General features: G+C 68.9%; 17 protein-coding genes. 11 read left to right on the top strand and 6 right to left on the bottom strand.

What is annotated here, in order from left to right; translation table 11 throughout:
* Positions 1-112: 112 nt before the first annotated feature.
* The 4 genes from H3H55_RS12000 to H3H55_RS11985 are packed head-to-tail and all read left to right on the top strand — an operon-like array spanning position 113 to position 4,246.
* Complete coding sequence (locus H3H55_RS12000) at positions 113-1,222, top strand: DUF1214 domain-containing protein (RefSeq protein WP_193098721.1); 1,110 nt, start codon at positions 113-115, stop codon at positions 1,220-1,222.
* Positions 1,219-2,412 carry a sulfotransferase family protein gene (locus H3H55_RS11995; protein ID WP_193098720.1) on the top strand — a complete coding sequence of 398 codons (1,194 nt, stop codon included), beginning with the start codon at positions 1,219-1,221 and terminating at the stop codon, positions 2,410-2,412. Before H3H55_RS12000 ends, H3H55_RS11995 begins: the two co-directional genes overlap by 4 nt.
* Before the next feature lie 41 nt (positions 2,413-2,453).
* Positions 2,454-3,245 carry an SDR family oxidoreductase gene (locus H3H55_RS11990; RefSeq protein WP_193098719.1) on the top strand — a complete coding sequence of 264 codons (792 nt, stop codon included), beginning with the start codon at positions 2,454-2,456 and terminating at the stop codon, positions 3,243-3,245.
* A 20-nt stretch (positions 3,246-3,265) separates the two neighbouring features.
* Positions 3,266-4,246: an acetyltransferase gene (locus H3H55_RS11985; protein ID WP_129512544.1), complete on the top strand. Its 981-nt coding sequence runs from the start codon at positions 3,266-3,268 to the stop codon at positions 4,244-4,246.
* 68 nt (positions 4,247-4,314) lie between these two features.
* Here the strand turns inward: H3H55_RS11985 and H3H55_RS11980 are convergent, their stop codons facing one another.
* Together H3H55_RS11980 and H3H55_RS11975 are read right to left on the bottom strand one after the other, a co-directional pair.
* The gene (locus H3H55_RS11980) at positions 4,315-4,767 is read right to left on the bottom strand and encodes a nuclear transport factor 2 family protein (RefSeq protein WP_193098718.1); all 453 of its coding nucleotides are present in this window, start codon (positions 4,765-4,767) and stop codon (positions 4,315-4,317) included.
* A 13-nt stretch (positions 4,768-4,780) separates the two neighbouring features.
* Entirely contained in the window at positions 4,781-5,260 is a 480-nt protein-coding gene (locus H3H55_RS11975) for an SRPBCC domain-containing protein (RefSeq protein WP_193098717.1), read from the bottom strand.
* A 357-nt stretch (positions 5,261-5,617) separates the two neighbouring features.
* Here H3H55_RS11975 and H3H55_RS11970 point away from each other — a divergent pair, with 357 nt between their 5' ends.
* The gene (locus H3H55_RS11970) at positions 5,618-7,096 is read left to right on the top strand and encodes a cryptochrome/photolyase family protein (RefSeq protein ID WP_193099485.1); all 1,479 of its coding nucleotides are present in this window, start codon (positions 5,618-5,620) and stop codon (positions 7,094-7,096) included.
* A 33-nt stretch (positions 7,097-7,129) separates the two neighbouring features.
* Here the strand turns inward: H3H55_RS11970 and H3H55_RS37545 are convergent, their stop codons facing one another.
* The 3 genes from H3H55_RS37545 to H3H55_RS11960 form a co-directional block, all read right to left on the bottom strand.
* The gene (locus H3H55_RS37545) at positions 7,130-7,252 is read right to left on the bottom strand and encodes a hypothetical protein (protein WP_264299662.1); all 123 of its coding nucleotides are present in this window, start codon (positions 7,250-7,252) and stop codon (positions 7,130-7,132) included.
* Entirely contained in the window at positions 7,243-8,475 is a 1,233-nt protein-coding gene (locus H3H55_RS11965) for an MFS transporter (RefSeq protein ID WP_226800023.1), read from the bottom strand. Before H3H55_RS11965 ends, H3H55_RS37545 begins: the two co-directional genes overlap by 10 nt.
* Before the next feature lie 187 nt (positions 8,476-8,662).
* On the bottom strand, positions 8,663-9,604 hold the full coding sequence (locus tag H3H55_RS11960; protein ID WP_193098716.1) for a LysR substrate-binding domain-containing protein: 942 nt from the start codon (positions 9,602-9,604) through the stop codon (positions 8,663-8,665).
* A 268-nt stretch (positions 9,605-9,872) separates the two neighbouring features.
* Here H3H55_RS11960 and H3H55_RS11955 point away from each other — a divergent pair, with 268 nt between their 5' ends.
* Positions 9,873-10,913, top strand: coding sequence for an alpha/beta fold hydrolase (locus tag H3H55_RS11955; RefSeq protein WP_193098715.1), 1,041 nt, complete (start codon positions 9,873-9,875; stop codon positions 10,911-10,913).
* A 183-nt stretch (positions 10,914-11,096) separates the two neighbouring features.
* Positions 11,097-11,852, top strand: coding sequence for a 4'-phosphopantetheinyl transferase family protein (locus H3H55_RS11950; protein WP_193098714.1), 756 nt, complete (start codon positions 11,097-11,099; stop codon positions 11,850-11,852).
* Between the two features lie 21 nt (positions 11,853-11,873).
* Here H3H55_RS11950 and H3H55_RS11945 read toward each other — a convergent pair whose 3' ends face one another.
* Positions 11,874-12,794 carry a glutamate/aspartate ABC transporter substrate-binding protein gene (locus tag H3H55_RS11945; RefSeq protein ID WP_193098713.1) on the bottom strand — a complete coding sequence of 307 codons (921 nt, stop codon included), beginning with the start codon at positions 12,792-12,794 and terminating at the stop codon, positions 11,874-11,876.
* Positions 12,795-13,009: 215 nt separating this feature from the next.
* Between H3H55_RS11945 and hutH the strand changes: the two genes are divergently transcribed.
* Genes hutH through H3H55_RS11925 form a run of 4 tightly spaced genes read left to right on the top strand, consistent with a single transcriptional unit; the run spans position 13,010 to position 17,575 of the window.
* A complete protein-coding gene (gene hutH, locus H3H55_RS11940; protein WP_129512537.1) occupies positions 13,010-14,533 on the top strand; it encodes a histidine ammonia-lyase in 1,524 nt (507 codons plus the stop codon).
* Between the two features lie 4 nt (positions 14,534-14,537).
* Positions 14,538-15,233, top strand: a complete 696-nt coding sequence (gene hutC / locus H3H55_RS11935) for a histidine utilization repressor (RefSeq protein WP_048248840.1) — start codon at positions 14,538-14,540, stop codon at positions 15,231-15,233.
* A gap of 39 nt (positions 15,234-15,272) precedes the next feature.
* Positions 15,273-16,961, top strand: a complete 1,689-nt coding sequence (gene hutU, locus H3H55_RS11930; protein ID WP_129512536.1) for a urocanate hydratase — start codon at positions 15,273-15,275, stop codon at positions 16,959-16,961.
* 2 nt (positions 16,962-16,963) lie between these two features.
* Positions 16,964-17,575, top strand: a complete 612-nt coding sequence (locus H3H55_RS11925) for a HutD family protein (RefSeq protein ID WP_193098712.1) — start codon at positions 16,964-16,966, stop codon at positions 17,573-17,575.

Genomic DNA, 17,575 nt, shown 5'->3' with positions numbered 1-17,575 from the left:
GGACTAAATCGCGGCGCGGCGGCGCAGCGGATCTTTCCTTAGTCCACCCGGACGAAGTGGCGCGCGGCGCCGGCGCTTAAGGTGAGCGCTCGACCATCGGCGGAGACGACACATGACGGACGACACACGTGCCACGCAATTGCTTTCGGGCCAGACCTGGGCCGATTTCTGCGACACCCTGAAACGCAGCGGACAACAGATCCTGCGCGCCGAGGCGCCGGATGACCCGCTGACGCGCGCGGAAGGGTTTCGCTACCTGAGCCGGCTGATGCGCATCGCGCTCGAAATGCACGTCGAGTTCGCGGACGGCGCGTGGCCCGGCTTTTTCTCGCCGTCGCACGAGACCGCGAAGATCGGCGCCGACAATCCCGACAACCTGTACCAGTACGCGCGCCTCGATGGCCGCTGCGAATACCGCGTGACGGGGCGGCGCGGCACGGTCGCGTACCTGAGCTTCGGCACGCAGAAGGGCGGCTACGAAACCGACGGCAAGATGCTGCAAACGGGTTTTCTCGACGCGAAGCAACTGGAGATCGCGCCGGACGGCAGCTTCGAGATCGTGCTGAGCGAGACGCCGCGCGCGGGCAACTGGGTGCGCATGGAGCCCGGCACGAACGCGCTGCTCGTGCGCCAGACCTTCCTCGACCGGCGCGCGGAGACGCCCGCGCAACTGAAGATCGAGCGCATCGGCGCGCTGGAGCGCCCGGCGCCGCTCGATCCGCTCGTGCTGCAAGGCGGTCTCACGCGCGCCGCGCAGTTCGTCGAGCAGACGTCGAAGCTGTTCGCCGACTGGGCCGCGAGCTACCGGTCGCACGTGAACGCGCTGCCGCCCGCCGACCAGGCGCTGTGCCAGTCGGTCGGCGGCGACCCGAACATCTACTACTACCACTCGTGCTGGTCGCTGGCCGACGACGAGGCGCTCGTGATCGACGTCGACACGGTGCCCGACTGCGACTTCTGGAACGTGCAGCTCAACAACTACTGGATGGAGTCGCTCGACTACCGCCACTTCGACGTGTGCGTGAACAAGCACAGCGCGCGGTTGAACGCCGGCGGCGGCGTGACGGTGGTGGTCGCGGCATCGCGGCCGGGCGATGCGAACTGGCTCGATACGGCCGGGCACCGCACGGGCACGATCTGCTGGCGCTGGGTCGGTGCCGCGCAAACCGTGCATCCGCGCACTCGCGTCGTGAAGCTCGCCACGCTGAAGGAGGCCGCATGAACGCGCCGCTCGACCGGATTCGCACGTTGCTCACCGCCGACGGACTGATCGCCGAGGCCGTGTCGCGCACGGGCGGGCTCACCGCGTTCGGCGACGGACCGTATCGCGAAGCGCTCGACGTGATGTGCGCGTCGCTGATCGACGAAGCGAAGCTGTCCGCGCGTGGCGCGGAGATGATGCGCGAGAAGCTCGTCGGCCAGCTTGTGAACCGGCTTGTCATCGAGGATTACTTCCGGCGTTTTCCGGAGATCGCGGACATCGCGATCGACGATCCGCTCGTGATCGTCGGCCTGCCGCGCACGGGCACGACGCTGCTGCAGCGGCTCCTGGCCGTCGACCCGCGCTTTCACTCGGCCGCGTGGTGGGAAACGCGCTACCCGGCACCGCTCGCGGGCGAGACGCTCGACGCGCCGACCGTGCGCATCGCGCGTGCGCAGGCCGAAGTCGCGACAATGATCGACTGCATTCCGCAGATCCTGACGATCCATCCGCTCGACGCGATGCTGGCCGACGAGGAGTTCATGCTGATGGAGCACGCATTCGTGTGCGCGATGGATTCGTATGCGAACGTGCCGCGTTATACGGCGTGGCTGGCGCAGCAGGACCTCTCGCCGGTCTACACGTACCTGAAGCGGATGCTGCAATTCCTGCAATGGCAGAAGGCACGGCGCGGCGTCGCGCCGGCCGAGCGCTGGCTGCTGAAGACGCCGCAGCACCTGCATGCGCTTGACGTGCTGTGCCGCGTGTTTCCGCGCGCGCAGGTGGTCCTCACGCATCGCGATCCGGCGCAGACGATTCCGTCGATGGCGAGCATGGCGCACACGCTGTGGCAGATGTATGCGGACGATCCGGATCCGCTCGCCGTCGGCGCGCAGTGGAACGCGGGGATGGCGCGCGCGATCGGCGCGGCGATGACGGCGCGCGACGCACTGCCGGCCGACCGGTTCCTCGACGTGCGTTTCGAGGACACCGTATCGAATCCGCTCGGCGTCGCGGAAGCCGTGTACGCGTTTGCCGGCATGCCGCTCGATGCGCGGCAGCGCGCGGCGATGACGGGCTGGATGGCGCGCAACGGCCGCGACAAGCGCGCCGCGCACGACTATTCGATCGCGCGTTTTGGCTTCACCGATGCGCAGCTCGCGCACGACTTCGCCGCGTATCGCGCGCGGCACCTGCGGGCAGCCGGCTGACGGCCGCACGCGCGAGACGAACGATAACCAGGAGACAACCCATGTTGCTGAAGGACAAGATCGTCGTGATTTCCGGAATCGGGCCGGGGCTCGGTGTGAAGCTCGCCGTCGAGGCCGCGCGCGAGGGGGCACGCGGCGTGGTCGTCGCGGCGCGCACGATGGAAAAACTCGACGACGCCGAAGCGCGGATTCGCACACTCGGCGTCGACTGCGACGTGCTGAAGGTCAAGACCGACATCACCGACCGCGCGCAATGCCGGCAGCTCGCGACGCAGGCCGTCGAGCGCTTCGGCCGGATCGACGCGCTCGTGAACAGCGCGTTCGTGCACGGCACGTTTCCGGAGCCGGTCGAGGAAGCCGATCTCGACGGCTGGCGCGCGGTGTTCGACACCAACGTGTTCGGGACGATGGCGCTCACGCAGGAAGTCGTGCTGCACATGAAGCGCGCGCAGCGCGGCGCGATCGTGATGATCAACACGCAGGCGACCCGCAAGCCTTTTGCAGGGGAAGGCGGCTACGCTGTATCGAAGGGGGCGCTCGCCGTTGCGGCAAAATACCTGGCGCGCGAACTCGGCGTGCACGGCATCCGCGCGAACAGCATCCACATGGGCTGGATGTGGGGCGTGCCGACGCAGACGTATTTCCGGCAGGCGGCCGCGGAATACGGGATGACGGAAGAACAGATCATCGCGCCGATCGCATCGAACATCGCGCTCGCAAAGCTGCCGACCGACGACGATTGCGCGCGCGCGGCGCTGTTTCTCGCGTCGGACTACGCGAACGCGGTGACGGGCGCGACGCTCGACGCGAACGGCGGCGATTTCATGCCTTGACGAGGATGGAGCAACGGATCATGCAGGACAACCACGACGCGCGGCATTTTTTCGCGTTCAACGGCGATGCGGACGGCCTCTGCGCGCTACAGCAACTGCGGCTCGCGGAGGGCGTGCACGGCACGCTCGTGACGGGCGTGAAGCGCGACATCAAGCTGCTCGAGCGGATCGACGCGCGCGCGGGCGATCTCGTCACCGTGCTCGACGTGTCGCACGACCAGAATCGCGACGCGTGCGCACGGCTGCTGCGCGACGGGGCGACGGTCCGCTATTTCGACCATCACTTCGCGGGCGAGCTGCCCGACGATCCGCGCTTCGACGCGCATATCGACACGGCCGCCGATGTCTGCACGAGCGCGCTCGTGAACCGCTATCTCGGCGGCCGGCACGTGCGCTGGGCGATCGTCGCGGCTTTCGGCGACGAATTGCCGGCGCTCGGCGACGCGCTCGCGCGCGAGCACGGGATCGACGAGGCCGAGCGCTGCACGCTCGCGGAACTCGGGCTCTACCTGAACTACAACGCGTACGGCGAGTGCGTCGGCGATCTGCACTTCGATCCGGCGGCGCTCGCCGACGCGATGCTGCCGTGCGTCGATCCGCTCGATTTCGTGCGCGCGACCGCCGTGTTCGCCGCGCTGCGCGACGGTTACCGCGACGACATGGCGCGCGCATGCGCGCTTGCGCCGTTGCGTGAGGTGCCGGGCGCGACACTGGTGCGGATGCCTGATCATCCGTGGGCGCGACGCGCGACGGGGATGCTCGCGAACGAGCGGATGCGCAACGCGCCGCATGCGGCGCTCGCGGTGCTGTCGCCGCGAGCGGACGGCGGGCTCGTCGTCAGCGTGCGCGTGCCCGACGGCCGGCCGCTCGGCGCCGACGAGTTTTGCCGCGGCTTTCCGACCGGCGGCGGGCGCAAGCGCGCGGGCGGCATCAACCATCTGCCGGAAACCGAGTTCGACGCGTTCGCTGCGCGTTTCGAGGCGGCGTTCCGGCTCGATTGATTCGGCGATCCTCGACACGCGCGCCGTGCGGCCATCGCACAGCGCGCGTCGTTGCCGGTTCAACCGGCTCAGCCGGTCGCGCCTGCGAGTACGGCCGGCACGTTGTGGCCGTAGCAGCGCTCCTCGACGCGCTCGGCGATGCGCCAGCCCTGCGCGGTGCGTACGAACCGGTCGACGTACCACAGCCCGAGAAACATCACCTGCGTGCCGCCGTCCGGCAGCGCGACTTCCATCGGATTGAAGCAGATCGTGCGGCCGCGCGCGGTATCGCCGTCGAGCCGGATCGACAGGTTGCCGACCATGTGCTGGTACTGCGGAAACTGCGGCAGCACGGTGCGCAGCCACGCCTTCACGTCCGGATAGCAGCCGGCGATGCCGCCCATCGCACGATAGTCGATTGCCGCGTCGGGCGTGAACACGGCATCGAGCGCGTCGAAGTCGCGCGTGTCGATCGCGCTCGAATACGCGACGATCAGCTCGCGGATGTCGTGATGGTCGGACAGGGTTTGCAGATCGGGCATCGGCCGCTCCCGGTCACGCGTCGTTGCGCCGGCGTGCCGCATGCAGCGCTTCGGCGCGCTGCTTCACGTCGCGCGCGCACTGATCGAAACCCTGTTTCACCCACGCGCCGTGGTTCTGCATGATCGTGTCCGCGTTGACGCCGAGGAACTGGTCGGTCGTGAAATAGCGGCAGCGCTCCGCGCCGTCGGCGTCGATGTACTGGTCGCGGCGCGCGGCGTCCTTGTTGTCGTCGGTCGGGCGCTGTTCCCACGACAGCAGGCGTTCGGGTTCACAGGCGACGAGGGTCTCGCTGACCGGAATCACGGTCTCCGTGCCCGGAATGCGAATTTGCATGTGCACGAAATCGCCGAGCTTGCCGGTCGTTTCGAAGCCGATGCAGAACGTGTTCCATTCGCCGTAGCGCGGGAAGTCGGTCAGCACTTCCCACACGACGGACGCCGGCGCGTCGATGTCGACGGTGATCGAGGTGACGAGATTCGAGGGTTTGGTCATGGAGGTCTATCGGGTGAGGCGGCGCGCGTGCCCGGGTGGCCGCGCGCTGCGGCGGTCGGAAGGATCCGCGCCGGCAGCGGCCGGCGCGCGTGGCGGGTGCGGGTCGGGACGCGCGGTGCCGGTAGTGGCCGGCACGTGCCGCGCATCGCGGCGCACCCGACATCGAGCGTAGGCCGGCGAACGCGGCGAAGAATCGTCGGAATGGACTAAGGCGTTTCACCGGGCGGACGACGCGGCGCGCGTGCCGTGACCGTCATCGGCGTCGGCACAGGGGCGCGTCGGCATGCCGAGCGTCGACACCGCGCGGCGCAGCCGCGACAATACGTGTCCCGTTCCGCTTTTCGCATCGAGGTGCCCGTGTCCGCCAAGTCGTCCGTTGCTCCCGCGATCGTCTGGTTCCGCGACGATCTGCGCGTGACCGACCATCCCGCGCTGACGCGCGCGGTCGAATCGGGCCGGCCGCTCGTGTGCGTGTTCGTCGACGACACGGGCGACGGCGCCGGGCGCTCGCCGGGCGGCGCGGCGCGCTGGTGGCTGCATGGGTCGCTGGCCGGGCTCGATGCCGCGCTCGCGCGTCATGGCGGGCGGTTGCTGCTGTTGCGCGGCGACGCGCAGCGCGAGATCGAACGCGTCGTGCACGACACGGGCGCGGCGGCCGTGTACTGGAACCGTCGTTATGCACAGCCGCAGCGCGACGCCGATGCGGCGCTGAAGGCGTCGCTCAAGGCGCGTGGCGTCACGGTCGAGAGCAGCAACGGCAGCCTGCTGAACGAGCCGTGGGAGGTGCTGACGGGCAGCGGTGCGCCGTACCAGGTGTTCACCGCGTACTGGCGCGCGGCGCGCCGCGATCGCACGGTTGCGGCTCCGCTGCCGGAACCCGAGCGGATCGAATTTCTTCCGTGGCCGGAAGCCGTGCGCGAGCGCGCGCTGGCACTCGACACGCTGGCGTTGCGCCCACCGGTGCCGGACTGGGCCGGTGGCCTGCGCGACGCGTGGCCCGCGCCCGACGAAGCCGGCGCGCACGAGCGACTCGACGCGTTCCTGACGGCGTCGCTCGCCGGTTATGCGGAGGCGCGCGACTGTCCCGACCGGCCCGCGACGAGCCGCCTGTCGCCGTTCCTGCGCTTCGGCAACGTGTCGCCGCGACAGGTGTGGCATGCGGTGCAGGGCGCCGCGCAGGCGGGCGGTGCGGCGTGCTCTGCGGGCGCCGACAAATTCCTGAGCGAGCTCGGCTGGCGCGAATTCAGCTACGCACTGCTGTATCACTTCCCGGCGCTCGCGACCGACAACTTCCGCGCGCAGTTCGACGCGATGCCGTGGCGCGACGATCCCGCCGCGCTGCGTGCGTGGCAGCGCGGGCTGACCGGTTATCCGCTCGTCGATGCGGGCTTGCGCGAGCTGTGGACGACCGGCTGGATGCACAACCGCGTGCGGATGGTCGTCGCGTCGTTTCTCATCAAGCATCTGCTGATCGACTGGCGCGCGGGCGAAGCGTGGTTCTGGGACACGCTGGTCGACGCCGATCCCGCGAACAACGCGGCGAGCTGGCAGTGGGTGGCCGGCTGCGGCGCCGACGCCGCGCCGTACTTCCGCATCTTCAATCCGGTCGCGCAGGGCCGGAAGTTCGACCCGGACGGCGCATACGTGCGGCGCTGGGTGCCCGAGCTTGCCGGTCTCGACGCCGCGTCGATCCACGCGCCGTGGGAAGCGGCGCCGCTGGAGCTCGACGCGGCCGGCGTGCGGCTCGGCATCGACTATCCGACGCCGCTCGTCGATCACGCCGCCGCGCGCGCCCGCGCGCTCGATGCATTGGCCGCTTTGCCGAAGCGTCGCTGAAGGTCGGCCCGCGCGGCACGGTTCACTGCGGCGTCAGTTGCAGAACGCGACGTGTTCGAGCAGCGCGTACGCGACGCCCGAATCGAAGTAGGCCGCGCCGCACCACGCCACGAACGCGAGCGTAGCGACGGCCAGCGCCGCGCGGATCATGCCCATGCCGCGTTGCCCGAGGCCGGCCGCGCGACGCGCGCGTCGTCGATCGGCAGGTGCAGGAGCGCTGCGAGCACGCCGAGCGCGATCGAGCCGATCCACAGCGGCAGGTACGAATGCGTCGCGTCGTACACGAGCGCGCCGAGCCAGACGCCGAAGAAGCTGCCGAGCTGGTGCCCGAAGAACACGAAACCGAACAGCGTCGCGATGTAGCGCACGCCGAACACCTGCGAGATCACGCCGTTCGTCAGCGGCACCGTGCCGAGCCACGTGAAGCCCATCACGGCCGCGAACGCATAGACGCTCGCGGGCGACAGCGGCGCGGCGACGAACGCGGCCATTGCGAGCGCGCGCACGAGGTACAGCACCGACAGCACGTACTTGCGCCGCAGCAGCCCGCCGAGATGGCCGCACGCATAGGTGCCGGCCACGTTGGTCAGTGCGATCAGCGCGAGCGCGACGCTCGCGTGGCGCGCCGGCAGCCCGTGGTCGAGCAGGTACGCGGGCAGGTGCGTCGCGATGAACGCGAGCTGGAAGCCGCACGCGAAGAAGCCCGCGTTGAGCAGCCAGAAGCCGCGATGCGCGAACGCCTCGCGCACGGCTTCGCCGATCGACTGGTCGGGGCCGGCGGCGGCACCGGCCGCCTGCGCGGGCCGGTCACGCAGCAGCACGGCAAGCGGCGCGAGCAGTGCCGCGACGAGCGCCAGTGCGATGAACGCATGCCGCCAGCCGACATCGCCGATCAGTTCTTGCGCGACGGGCACCATGCAGAACTGGCCGAGCCCGCCGATCGCGCCGGCGACACCGAGCGCCCAGCCGCGCCGGTCGGGCGGAAACAGTCGGCTCAGCGCGCCGTAGATCGACGCGAATGCCGAACCCGACAGCGCGATGCCGATCACGAGCCCGGCGCCGACCGTGAACATGCCGGTCGATGCCGCGTGCGCCATGATGACGAGCCCGGCCGCATACAGCAGCATCCCTGCGACGATCACGCGCACCGAGCCGAAGCGGTCCGCGATCATCCCCGTGAACGGCTGCGCGACGCCCCAGATCAGGTTCTGCAGCGCCAGTGCCAGCCCGAACGCTTCGCGCGACCAGCCGTGGTCGAGCGACACCGGCGCGAGAAACAGGCCCTGCACGTGGCGGATGCCGAGCGCGGCACCCATGATCAGGCCGCCGGCCAGCACGGGCAGCCAGCGGCGTCGGACTTCCTGCTCGATCGGGGTCATGCGTGTCTCCGGATGAAGGCGCGCAGCGAAACGGCCGCGCTCGATCCGATTAGACGATCGCGCCCGTCGCCGCTCAAGCGATCATTCGGTCAGGTTGGCATGCGTGCGGGGAATGCGATTCAGTGAGGACGGGATGGGACGGCAGTGTCCGGCCGTGGTCACGTGCATCCGGGAATACGGTCCCGGTTTACGCCGACGTCTTGTCGTGCGCGTGTATTGCGATATCGCATTCGGCCGCTTCGGCGAGCATCCAGTCGCGCACGTCGGCGACTTCGCGGCGCGGTGCCGGATCGTGCTGGAACAGCCAGTAGCCGTACGTTTCCGTCAGCGCCTGCGTGTGCGGCCCGAGCACCGCGAGCCGCCCGTCTGCGAGCATCGGCGCGACGAGTGCAAGCCGCCCGAGCGCGACGCCCTGGCCCGCGATCGCGGCCTGGATCACCTGGTCGTACTGGTTGAAGCGCAGCACGCCTTTCGGGCGCGCGTCGCCGAGCCCGGCCGCGTGCAGGTGCGTGAGCCACTGCAGTTGCGGTTGCGGCGGCCCGTCGAATTCGAGCAGCACGTGGTCGGCGATCGCGGCCGCGCTCGTGACCGGCCGCGCGGCGAGCGCGGGATGCGCGACCGGCACGACGATCTCGTCGAACAGGTGCAGCGCGCCGGCCGGCGCGCGCTCGCGTGGGCAATAGCGGATGCCGAGGTCGATGCCTTCCGCGCGCAAATCGAGTACCTTGTCGTTCGCGGCGACGCGCAGGTCGATCTCCGGCAGGCGCGCCTGCAGCCGCCCGAGTCGCGGCAGCAGCCACAGCGCGGTGACGCCGATGCTTGCGGTGATCGTGACGGGCTGGCGCTCGCGCGCGGCGGCGAGCGACGCGACGGTGTCCTGCAGGCTGTGCAGCGCCGCATCCGCGGCGCGGAACAGCCGCTCGCCTTCCGGCGTGAATGCGATCTTCCGGTAGCCGCGCTGCAGCAGCGTGACGCCGAGATGCGCCTCGAGCGCGTGCACCTGGCGGCTGACTGCAGACTGCGTGACGCACAGGTCCTGCGCGGCGAGCGTGATGCTCATGCGGCGGCCGACGGCGACGAAACCGCGGACGAGGTCGAGCGACGGGAGACGGACGAGCGGCGTTGACATGCGCGTGACTCATGCGAACGGAGCAGCAAGATTGGTTGAGAACGCGGCACGCGTCAAGTTCAATGGAGGCTGGCCGATGGGTGTGGGCGGTGGTTCGTGCTGGCGTGAATCGCGAAGCGTGGGTCCGGAGGAGGGCGCTGAAGGGCCAACTCTGGTCGACCGTGAAGCATGGGATCGCAGTAAGCGCTAAAGGGCCAACTCCGATCGACCGCGAAGCATGGGGCCAGAGTAAGCGCTAAAGCGCTAACTCTGGCCGACAGGAGACAGGATGACGAATTCGAACGAAGAAGGCGGGGCCACACGGTGTGAGCGCACGGCAGGCGCGTTGCCACCCGAGCCCGTGACGCTGCGTGCAGCCGACGGCTATGTGTTGCGCGGCCATGTGTGGCGCCATCGCGGCGGCGGTGCGGTGCGGCCGGTGACGGTCATCAATTGCGCGACGTCGGTGCGCTGCGACTACTACTTCCGTTTCGCGGCCTGGCTGTTCGCGCAGGGGCGCGACGTGCTCGTGTACGACTATCGCGGCATCGGCGGGTCGCGCCCCGCGCGGCTCGCGAAGCTGCGCGCGAACTGGCTCGACTGGGGGCGGCTCGATTGCGAGGCCGCGCTGCACTATGCGCGCGACGCGTTTCCGGGCCAGCCGCTCGACGTCGTCGCGCACAGCATCGGCGGCTGCGTGCTCGGGCTCGCGGCATCGAACGTGCACGTGCGGCACGCGGTGACCGTCGGTGCGCAGTACGCATACTGGCGCGATTACCTGCCGGCCGAGCGGCGCCGCATGTGGTGGAAGTGGCACGTCGCGATGCCGGTGCTGGCGGCCGTGTTCGGTTATGTGCCCGCGAAGCGGCTCGGCTGGATGGAGGACACGCCGCGCGGCATCGCGCTGTCGTGGGCGCGCTCGCAACCGCGTTTCGAAGATGGTTACGTGGGTGGCCTGCGCGACGAAAGCACCGTGAGCCGCGCGGCGCTGCCTGCGCGCTTCGCGGGGTTGTCGGCGCCGATGCTCGCGATCGGCGTCGACGACGACGCGTTCGGCACCGTCGACGCGATCGAGCGGCTGGTCGGCTATTACACGGGCAGCGACGTCACGCACCTGCGGATCGCACCCGGCGACATCGGCGTCGACGCGATTGGTCATTTCGCATTTTTCCACAGCCGCTTCACCGACGCGCTGTGGCCCGTCGCGCTGTACTGGCTGCAACATGGCGTGCTGCCGGCCGATGCGCCGGGTAGCGTGCACGCGCTACATCCGGCATCGCGCGCTCGGGCGACGGGGAGCGGCGTGCCAGGCGTGGCCGCGAACGGGTGAAGCGGGGCGGCCTCGCAACGCGGTGCAGGCGCGGCACGTTGCGATGCGTGACCTTCGCACCCCAATAGTGACGCCTCCGTGATTCGACGCAGACACCGCAATGCAAGCACACGCCGGTTCGCGCGCCGGCGCGATCGATTAACATCGGACGTTTCATCCCCCAGCACAGGCTGCCGCGTGCCGATGTCCATTCCGTCCGATTCCGCTTCCCCGGTTGAAACGCCCCGCGCATGGGGCATGCAGGCGCTCGACGTGCCGGCCGCCGCGTCCCGCGCCGGCGTGCGGCTCGCGCGCGTCGATTTCGACTGGCGCGTGCCGCTTGCGGCGCCCGCCTATGCGGCGCTGAGCGATGGCGAGCGCGCGCGGGCCGCGCGCTTCATGCGGCATGAGGATGCGGTGCGCAGCGCCGCGACGCGCGCCGCGCTGCGCGACGTGCTCGGGACGGTCCTCGGGATCGCACCGAATGCGGTTGCGATCGTCGTCGACGAATCGGGGCGGCCGTCGCTGGATCGCGCCCATCGCGCGTCGCTCGACTTCAACGTGTCGCATGCGGGCGATCATGCGCTGCTTGCGTGGGCGCCCGCAGGCCGCGTCGGCGTCGATATCGAGTGCTGCAACCGCGCGGCCGACTGGCGCGCGCTGACGCGCGAAGTCTGCGCGCCCGCCGAAGCCGCGTATCTCGACGGCCTGCCGTCCGACGCGCGCGCGGCCGAATTCATGCGCGTCTGGAGCGCGAAGGAAGCGTTGCTCAAGGCGCTCGGCACGGGCATCGTCGGCGGGCTGCGCGCATTCTCGGTCGTGCCGCCGCGCGATGCGGCGACGCCGGCGACGAAGATCGTCGAGCCGTCCGCGCCCGCCGCCGGCGTGGCGGCGTTCGACGCCGCGTGGCTCGACGCGGCGCCCGGCTACGCGGCGTGCATCGCATGGACGCGCGCGTGAGCCCGTGTCAACGCGCGTCGCTCATTCGAGCGGCGCGTCGTTCGGCGCCGCATAGCGCGTCCTGATCACGTCGCTCATCGGGAAATCGAACGACAGCCCCTTCGGCGGCACCGGCTTCATGAACCACTTGTCGTACAGCGCGTTGATCTCGCCGCTCTTCATCAGCTGCACGAGCACGCCGTCGACGAGCGCCTTGAACTGCGGATCGTCCTTGCGCAGCATGAACCCGTAGGCTTCCGACGATTGCGGCGTGCCGACGATCGTCCAGTCGACCGGTTTCGCGGCGAGCTGGCGCACGCCCGCGAGCAGCACGTCGTCCATCATGTACGCGGCCGCGCGGCCCGATTCGAGCGTGAGGCGTCCTTCGCCGTAGTCCTTCGCGCTGATGATCTGCATGTTCATCTTCTTTTCCTCGTTCATCTTGCGCAGCAGGCGTTCGGACGTCGTGCCCTGGTTCGTCACGACCGTCTTGCCCGCGAGGTCGGGGAAGTCGCGGATGCCCGACGTCGTGCGCGTGAGCAGGCGCGTCGTCGCGACGAAGAAGGTGGTCGAGAACGCGACCTGCGCGTGACGCGCGGCGAGGTTCGTGGTCACGCCGCATTCGAGATCGACGGTGCCGTTCTGCACGAGCGGGATGCGGTTCTGCGACGTGACCGGGATGAAGCGCACCTGCAGGTCGGGCTTGCCGGTGCGCGCCTTCACCGCGGCGATCACGCGGTCGCACAGATCCTGCGAGAAGCCGATCACCTTGCCGCTCGTGTCGACATAGGAGAACGGCACCGACGTTTCGCGATGGCCGATCGAGATCAGGTTGGTCTGCCGGATCTTCTCGAGCGTGCCGGAGAGCGGTTCCGCGGCGAGCGCGGCGCCGCACGCGAGCGCGCACGCGGCGACGAGCAGGCGGCGGCCGAGCAGGGCGGCGAATCGTGACGGGAAGTGCATGGCGGGATCTCCTTGGCGAGTGATGAACCGTATGTTGCCAAAGACAAAATAATTGCAACATATGTTAATGAGCGAACCCCACGGCCCGGTCCGGCGGGCAGGGCCGGACATCAGGGAAACTCCCAAGTCGAAATCAGTGAAAAACGGGTTGTCTAGACAAGTTCAGATGGCTACACTTCAATCCATTCCGAACTTGTCTAGACAGGATTGCTCACATGATTACGTTGACCCCCGGCCACCTGACCCTCCCGCAACTGCGCCAGATCGCACGCGAATCCGTGCAGCTGACGCTCGACCCGGCCAGCTTCGCGAAGATCGACGCGGGCGCCAAGGCTGTCGCCGACATCGCCGCGAAGGGCGAGCCGGCCTACGGCATCAACACGGGCTTCGGTCGCCTGGCCAGCACGCACATCCCGCACGACCAGCTCGAACTGCTGCAGAAGAACCTCGTGCTGTCGCACGCGGTCGGCGTCGGCGCGCCGATGGAGCGTTCGTCGGTGCGCCTGCTGATGGCGCTGAAGCTGTCGAGCCTCGGCCGCGGCCACTCGGGCATCCGTCGCGAAGTGATGGACGCGCTGATCACGCTGTTCAACGCGGACGTGCTGCCGCTGATCCCGGTGAAGGGCTCGGTCGGCGCATCGGGCGACCTCGCGCCGCTCGCGCACATGTCGGCCGTGCTGCTCGGCGTCGGCGAAGTGTTCATCCGCGGCGAACGCGCCAGCGCGCTCGATGGTCTGCGCGTCGCGGGCCTCGCGCCGCTGACGCTGCAGGCGAAGGAAGGCCTCGCGCTCCTGAACGGCACGCAGGCATCGACCGCGCTGGCGCTCGACAACATGTTCTCGATCGAAGACCTGTACCGCACCGGGCTCGTCGCCGGCGCGCTGTCGGTCGACGCGGCGGCCGGCTCGGTGAAGCCGTTCGATGCGCGTATCCACGAACTGCGCGGCCATCAAGGCCAGATCGACGCGGCAGCGGCCTACCGCGACCTGCTCGAAGGCTCGCCGATCAACCAGTCGCACCGTGACTGCGACAAGGTGCAGGATCCGTACAGCCTGCGCTGCCAGCCGCAGGTGATGGGCGCGTGCCTGGACCAGATGCGCCATGCGGCCAACGTGCTGCTGATCGAGGCGAACGCGGTGTCGGACAACCCGCTGATCTTCCCGGATACCGGCGAAGTGCTGTCGGGCGGCAACTTCCACGCGGAACCCGTCGCGTTCGCGGCCGACAACCTCGCGCTGGCCGCGGCTGAAATCGGCGCGCTGGCCGAGCGCCGCATCGCGCTGCTGATCGACGCGACGCTGTCGGGCCTGCCCCCGTTCCTCGTGCGGGACGGCGGCGTGAACTCGGGCTTCATGATCGCCCACGTGACGGCCGCTGCCCTCGCGTCGGAAAACAAGACGCTTGCGCACCCGGCATCGGTCGATTCGCTGCCGACTTCGGCGAACCAGGAAGACCACGTGTCGATGGCGACGTTCGCCGCGCGCAAGCTCGCCGACATCGCGGACAACACGAAGCACATCCTCGCGATCGAACTGCTGGCCGCTGCGCAGGGCGTCGACCTGCGCGCGCCGTATCACACGAGCCCGAAGCTGGCGCCCGTGATGGAAACGATCCGCGGCAAGGTCGCGCACTACGAGCTCGACCACTACTTCGCACCGGACATCGCGGCGATCGCGAAGCTGGTCGGCGAGCGTGCGTTCGCGAAGGTCGCACCGTTCTCGTTCGCATCGGAACAGTAAGCCCATGAGCGCGCCGGTCTACCAGGAGATCAAGGATTTCATCCTGGGCCGCATCCACGCCGGCGAGTGGGAGGAGGGCGACCAGGTGCCGTCCGAGAACGAGCTGGCACGCGAGTTCAAGGTCGCGCGCATGACCGTCAACCGCGCGCTGCGCGAGTTGACGGCCGAGCAGGTGCTCACGCGCATGAAGGGCGCGGGCACCTACGTCGCGCGGCCGAAGTACGAGTCGACCCTGGTTGCGATCCGCAGCATCTCGGAAGAAGTCGGTGCACGTGGGCATGCGTATCACGCCAGCGTGCTCGGTCTCGAGACGATCCGCGCCGACGAGGCGCTCGCCGACGAGATGCAGGTGGCCGTGCGCGCGAAGCTGTTTCATTCGCAGGTGCTGCACTTCGAGAACGACGAGCCGGTGCAGCTCGAAGAACGATGGGTGAATCCGGCGGTCGCGCCGGATTACGCCGAGCAGGATTTCACGAACACGACGCCGAACCTGTACCTGATGCGCGCGGCTCCGCTGCAGCGCGTCGAGTACCGGATCGAAGCGGCGGCCCCGGCGCCGGAGCGGCGCGAGCAGCTGCGGATGGACGACGTCGAACCGTGTCTGGTTTTACATCGGCGCACCTGGTCGCAGGGCGTCGTCGCCTCGGTGGCGAATCTGTGGCATCCCGGCAGCCGTTATCGCTTCACCGGGCATTTCTGATTCCTATTTGAATTTCATTTTCCTTCGGGAGCAGTCGTCATGAACCATCCGAAACACATCGATCCCCGTCTCGATCCGACGCGCACGATCCGCGCGCCGCGCGGCAGCGAGAAGACCTGCAAGACCTGGCTGGCCGAAGCGGCCTACCGGATGATCCAGAACAACCTCGACCCGGAAGTCGCCGAGCATCCGCATGCGCTCGTCGTGTACGGCGGCATCGGCCGCGCGGCGCGCAACTGGGAATGCTACGACCAGATCCTCGCGTCGCTGAAGGATCTCGAAGAGAACGAGACGCTGCTGATCCAGTCGGGCAAGCCGGTCGGTGTGTTCCGTACGCACAAGGATGCACCGCGCGTGCTGCTCGCGAACTCGAACCTCGTGCCGCACTGGGCGAACTGGGATCACTTCCACGAGCTCGACCGCAAGGGCCTGATGATGTACGGCCAGATGACGGCCGGCAGCTGGATCTACATCGGCAGCCAGGGCATCGTTCAGGGTACCTATGAAACGTTCTTCTCGGTCGCGAACCAGCACTTCAACGGCGATCCGTCGGGCCGCTGGATCCTGACGGGCGGCCTGGGCGGCATGGGCGGCGCGCAGCCGCTGGCCGCGACGATGGCCGGGTTCTCGATGATCGCGGTCGAATGCGACGAGACGCGCATCGACTTCCGCCTGAAGACGCGTTACGTCGACAAGAAGGCGACGACGCTCGACGAAGCGCTCGGCATGATCGAGGAAGCGAAGCGCGACGGCAAGCCCGTGTCGATCGGCCTGCTCGGCAACGCAGCCGACGTGTTCCCGGAACTCGTCAAGCGCGGCATCACGCCGGACTGCGTGACCGACCAGACGAGCGCGCACGATCCGATCAACGGCTACCTGCCGCAAGGCTGGACCGTCGCGCAATGGCGCGAAGCGCAGAAGGTCGATCCGCAGAGCATCGTGAAGGTCGCGAAGCAGTCGATGGCCGTCCAGGTGCAGGCGATGCTGGATCTGCAGGAACGCGGCGCGGCGACGCTCGACTACGGCAACAACATCCGCCAGATGGCGCTGGAAATGGGCGTCGAGAACGCGTTCGACTTCCCGGGCTTCGTGCCGGCGTACATCCGTCCGCTGTTCTGCGAAGGCAAGGGCCCGTTCCGCTGGGTTGCGCTGTCGGGCGATCCGGAAGACATCTACAAGACCGACCAGAAGGTGAAGGAGCTGATCCCCGACGATCCGCACCTGCACAACTGGCTCGACATGGCACGTGAGCGCATCGCGTTCCAGGGCCTGCCGGCACGGATCTGCTGGGTTGGCGTGAAGGATCGCTATCGCCTCGGCCAGGCGTTCAACGAGATGGTCAAGAACGGCGAACTGAAGGCCCCGATCGTGATCGGCCGCGACCACCTCGACACGGGTTCGGTCGCGAGCCCGAACCGCGAGACGGAATCGATGAAGGACGGTTCGGACGCAGTCAGCGACTGGCCGCTGCTGAACGCACTGCTGAACACGGCAGGCGGCGCATCGTGGGTGTCGCTGCATCACGGCGGCGGTGTCGGCATGGGCTTCTCGCAGCACTCGGGCGTCGTGATCGTCGCCGACGGTACCGCCGAAGCGCACGAGCGTCTCGGCCGCGTGCTGCTGAACGATCCGGCGACGGGCGTGATGCGCCATGCGGATGCCGGTTACGAACTCGCGCAGCAGACGGCCCGCGAAGCCGGCCTGAAGCTGCCGATGCTCGGCCGCTGAGCATGACGGCGCTCGACCAGGCGCCGGTGAACGCGACGATGATCCGCGCGGCGGATCTCGTCGCGTCGCCGTGGAAGAACGGCGGCGGTGTGACGCGCGAGATCGGCGCGTTCCCACCGGGCGCCGCGCTCGATGCGTTTGCATGGCGCGTGAGCGTCGCGGACGTCGGCACGGCCGGGCCGTTCTCGCGTTTCGACGGCGTCGACCGCACGCTCGTACTGCTGTCCGGTGCGGGCATGACGCTCGCGGAAGCGGGCGGTGTTAGCCACGTGCTCGATACGCCGCTGGCGCGCGCGGATTTCGCGGGCGAGACGGCGATCGATGCGACGCTGCACGACGGCGCGACGCGCGACTTCAACCTGATGACGCGTCGTTCGGCTGCGCGCGGGGCACTCGATGTATGGCGCGCAGGCGCGCACCACATCGAGCGCGCTGATACCGTGCTGCTGTTTTGCGCGGCCGGTGCGGCCGGTGTTGAAATCGACGGCACGCACTACGCACTGGAAGAAATGGACACGCTGCGGCTCGACGGGCCGCAGCGTGCGTTTGACGTCGTCGTGAGCGGGGGCGGCGCGCTGCTTGCCGTATCGCTCGCCATCGGCGAACGAGACTGA

Source organism: Burkholderia sp. Z1, assembly GCF_014893795.1.
GTDB lineage: Bacteria > Pseudomonadota > Gammaproteobacteria > Burkholderiales > Burkholderiaceae > Burkholderia > Burkholderia theae.
Note: the sequence above shows the minus strand (reverse complement) of the source record. Positions and strands in the feature narration are given on the sequence as shown.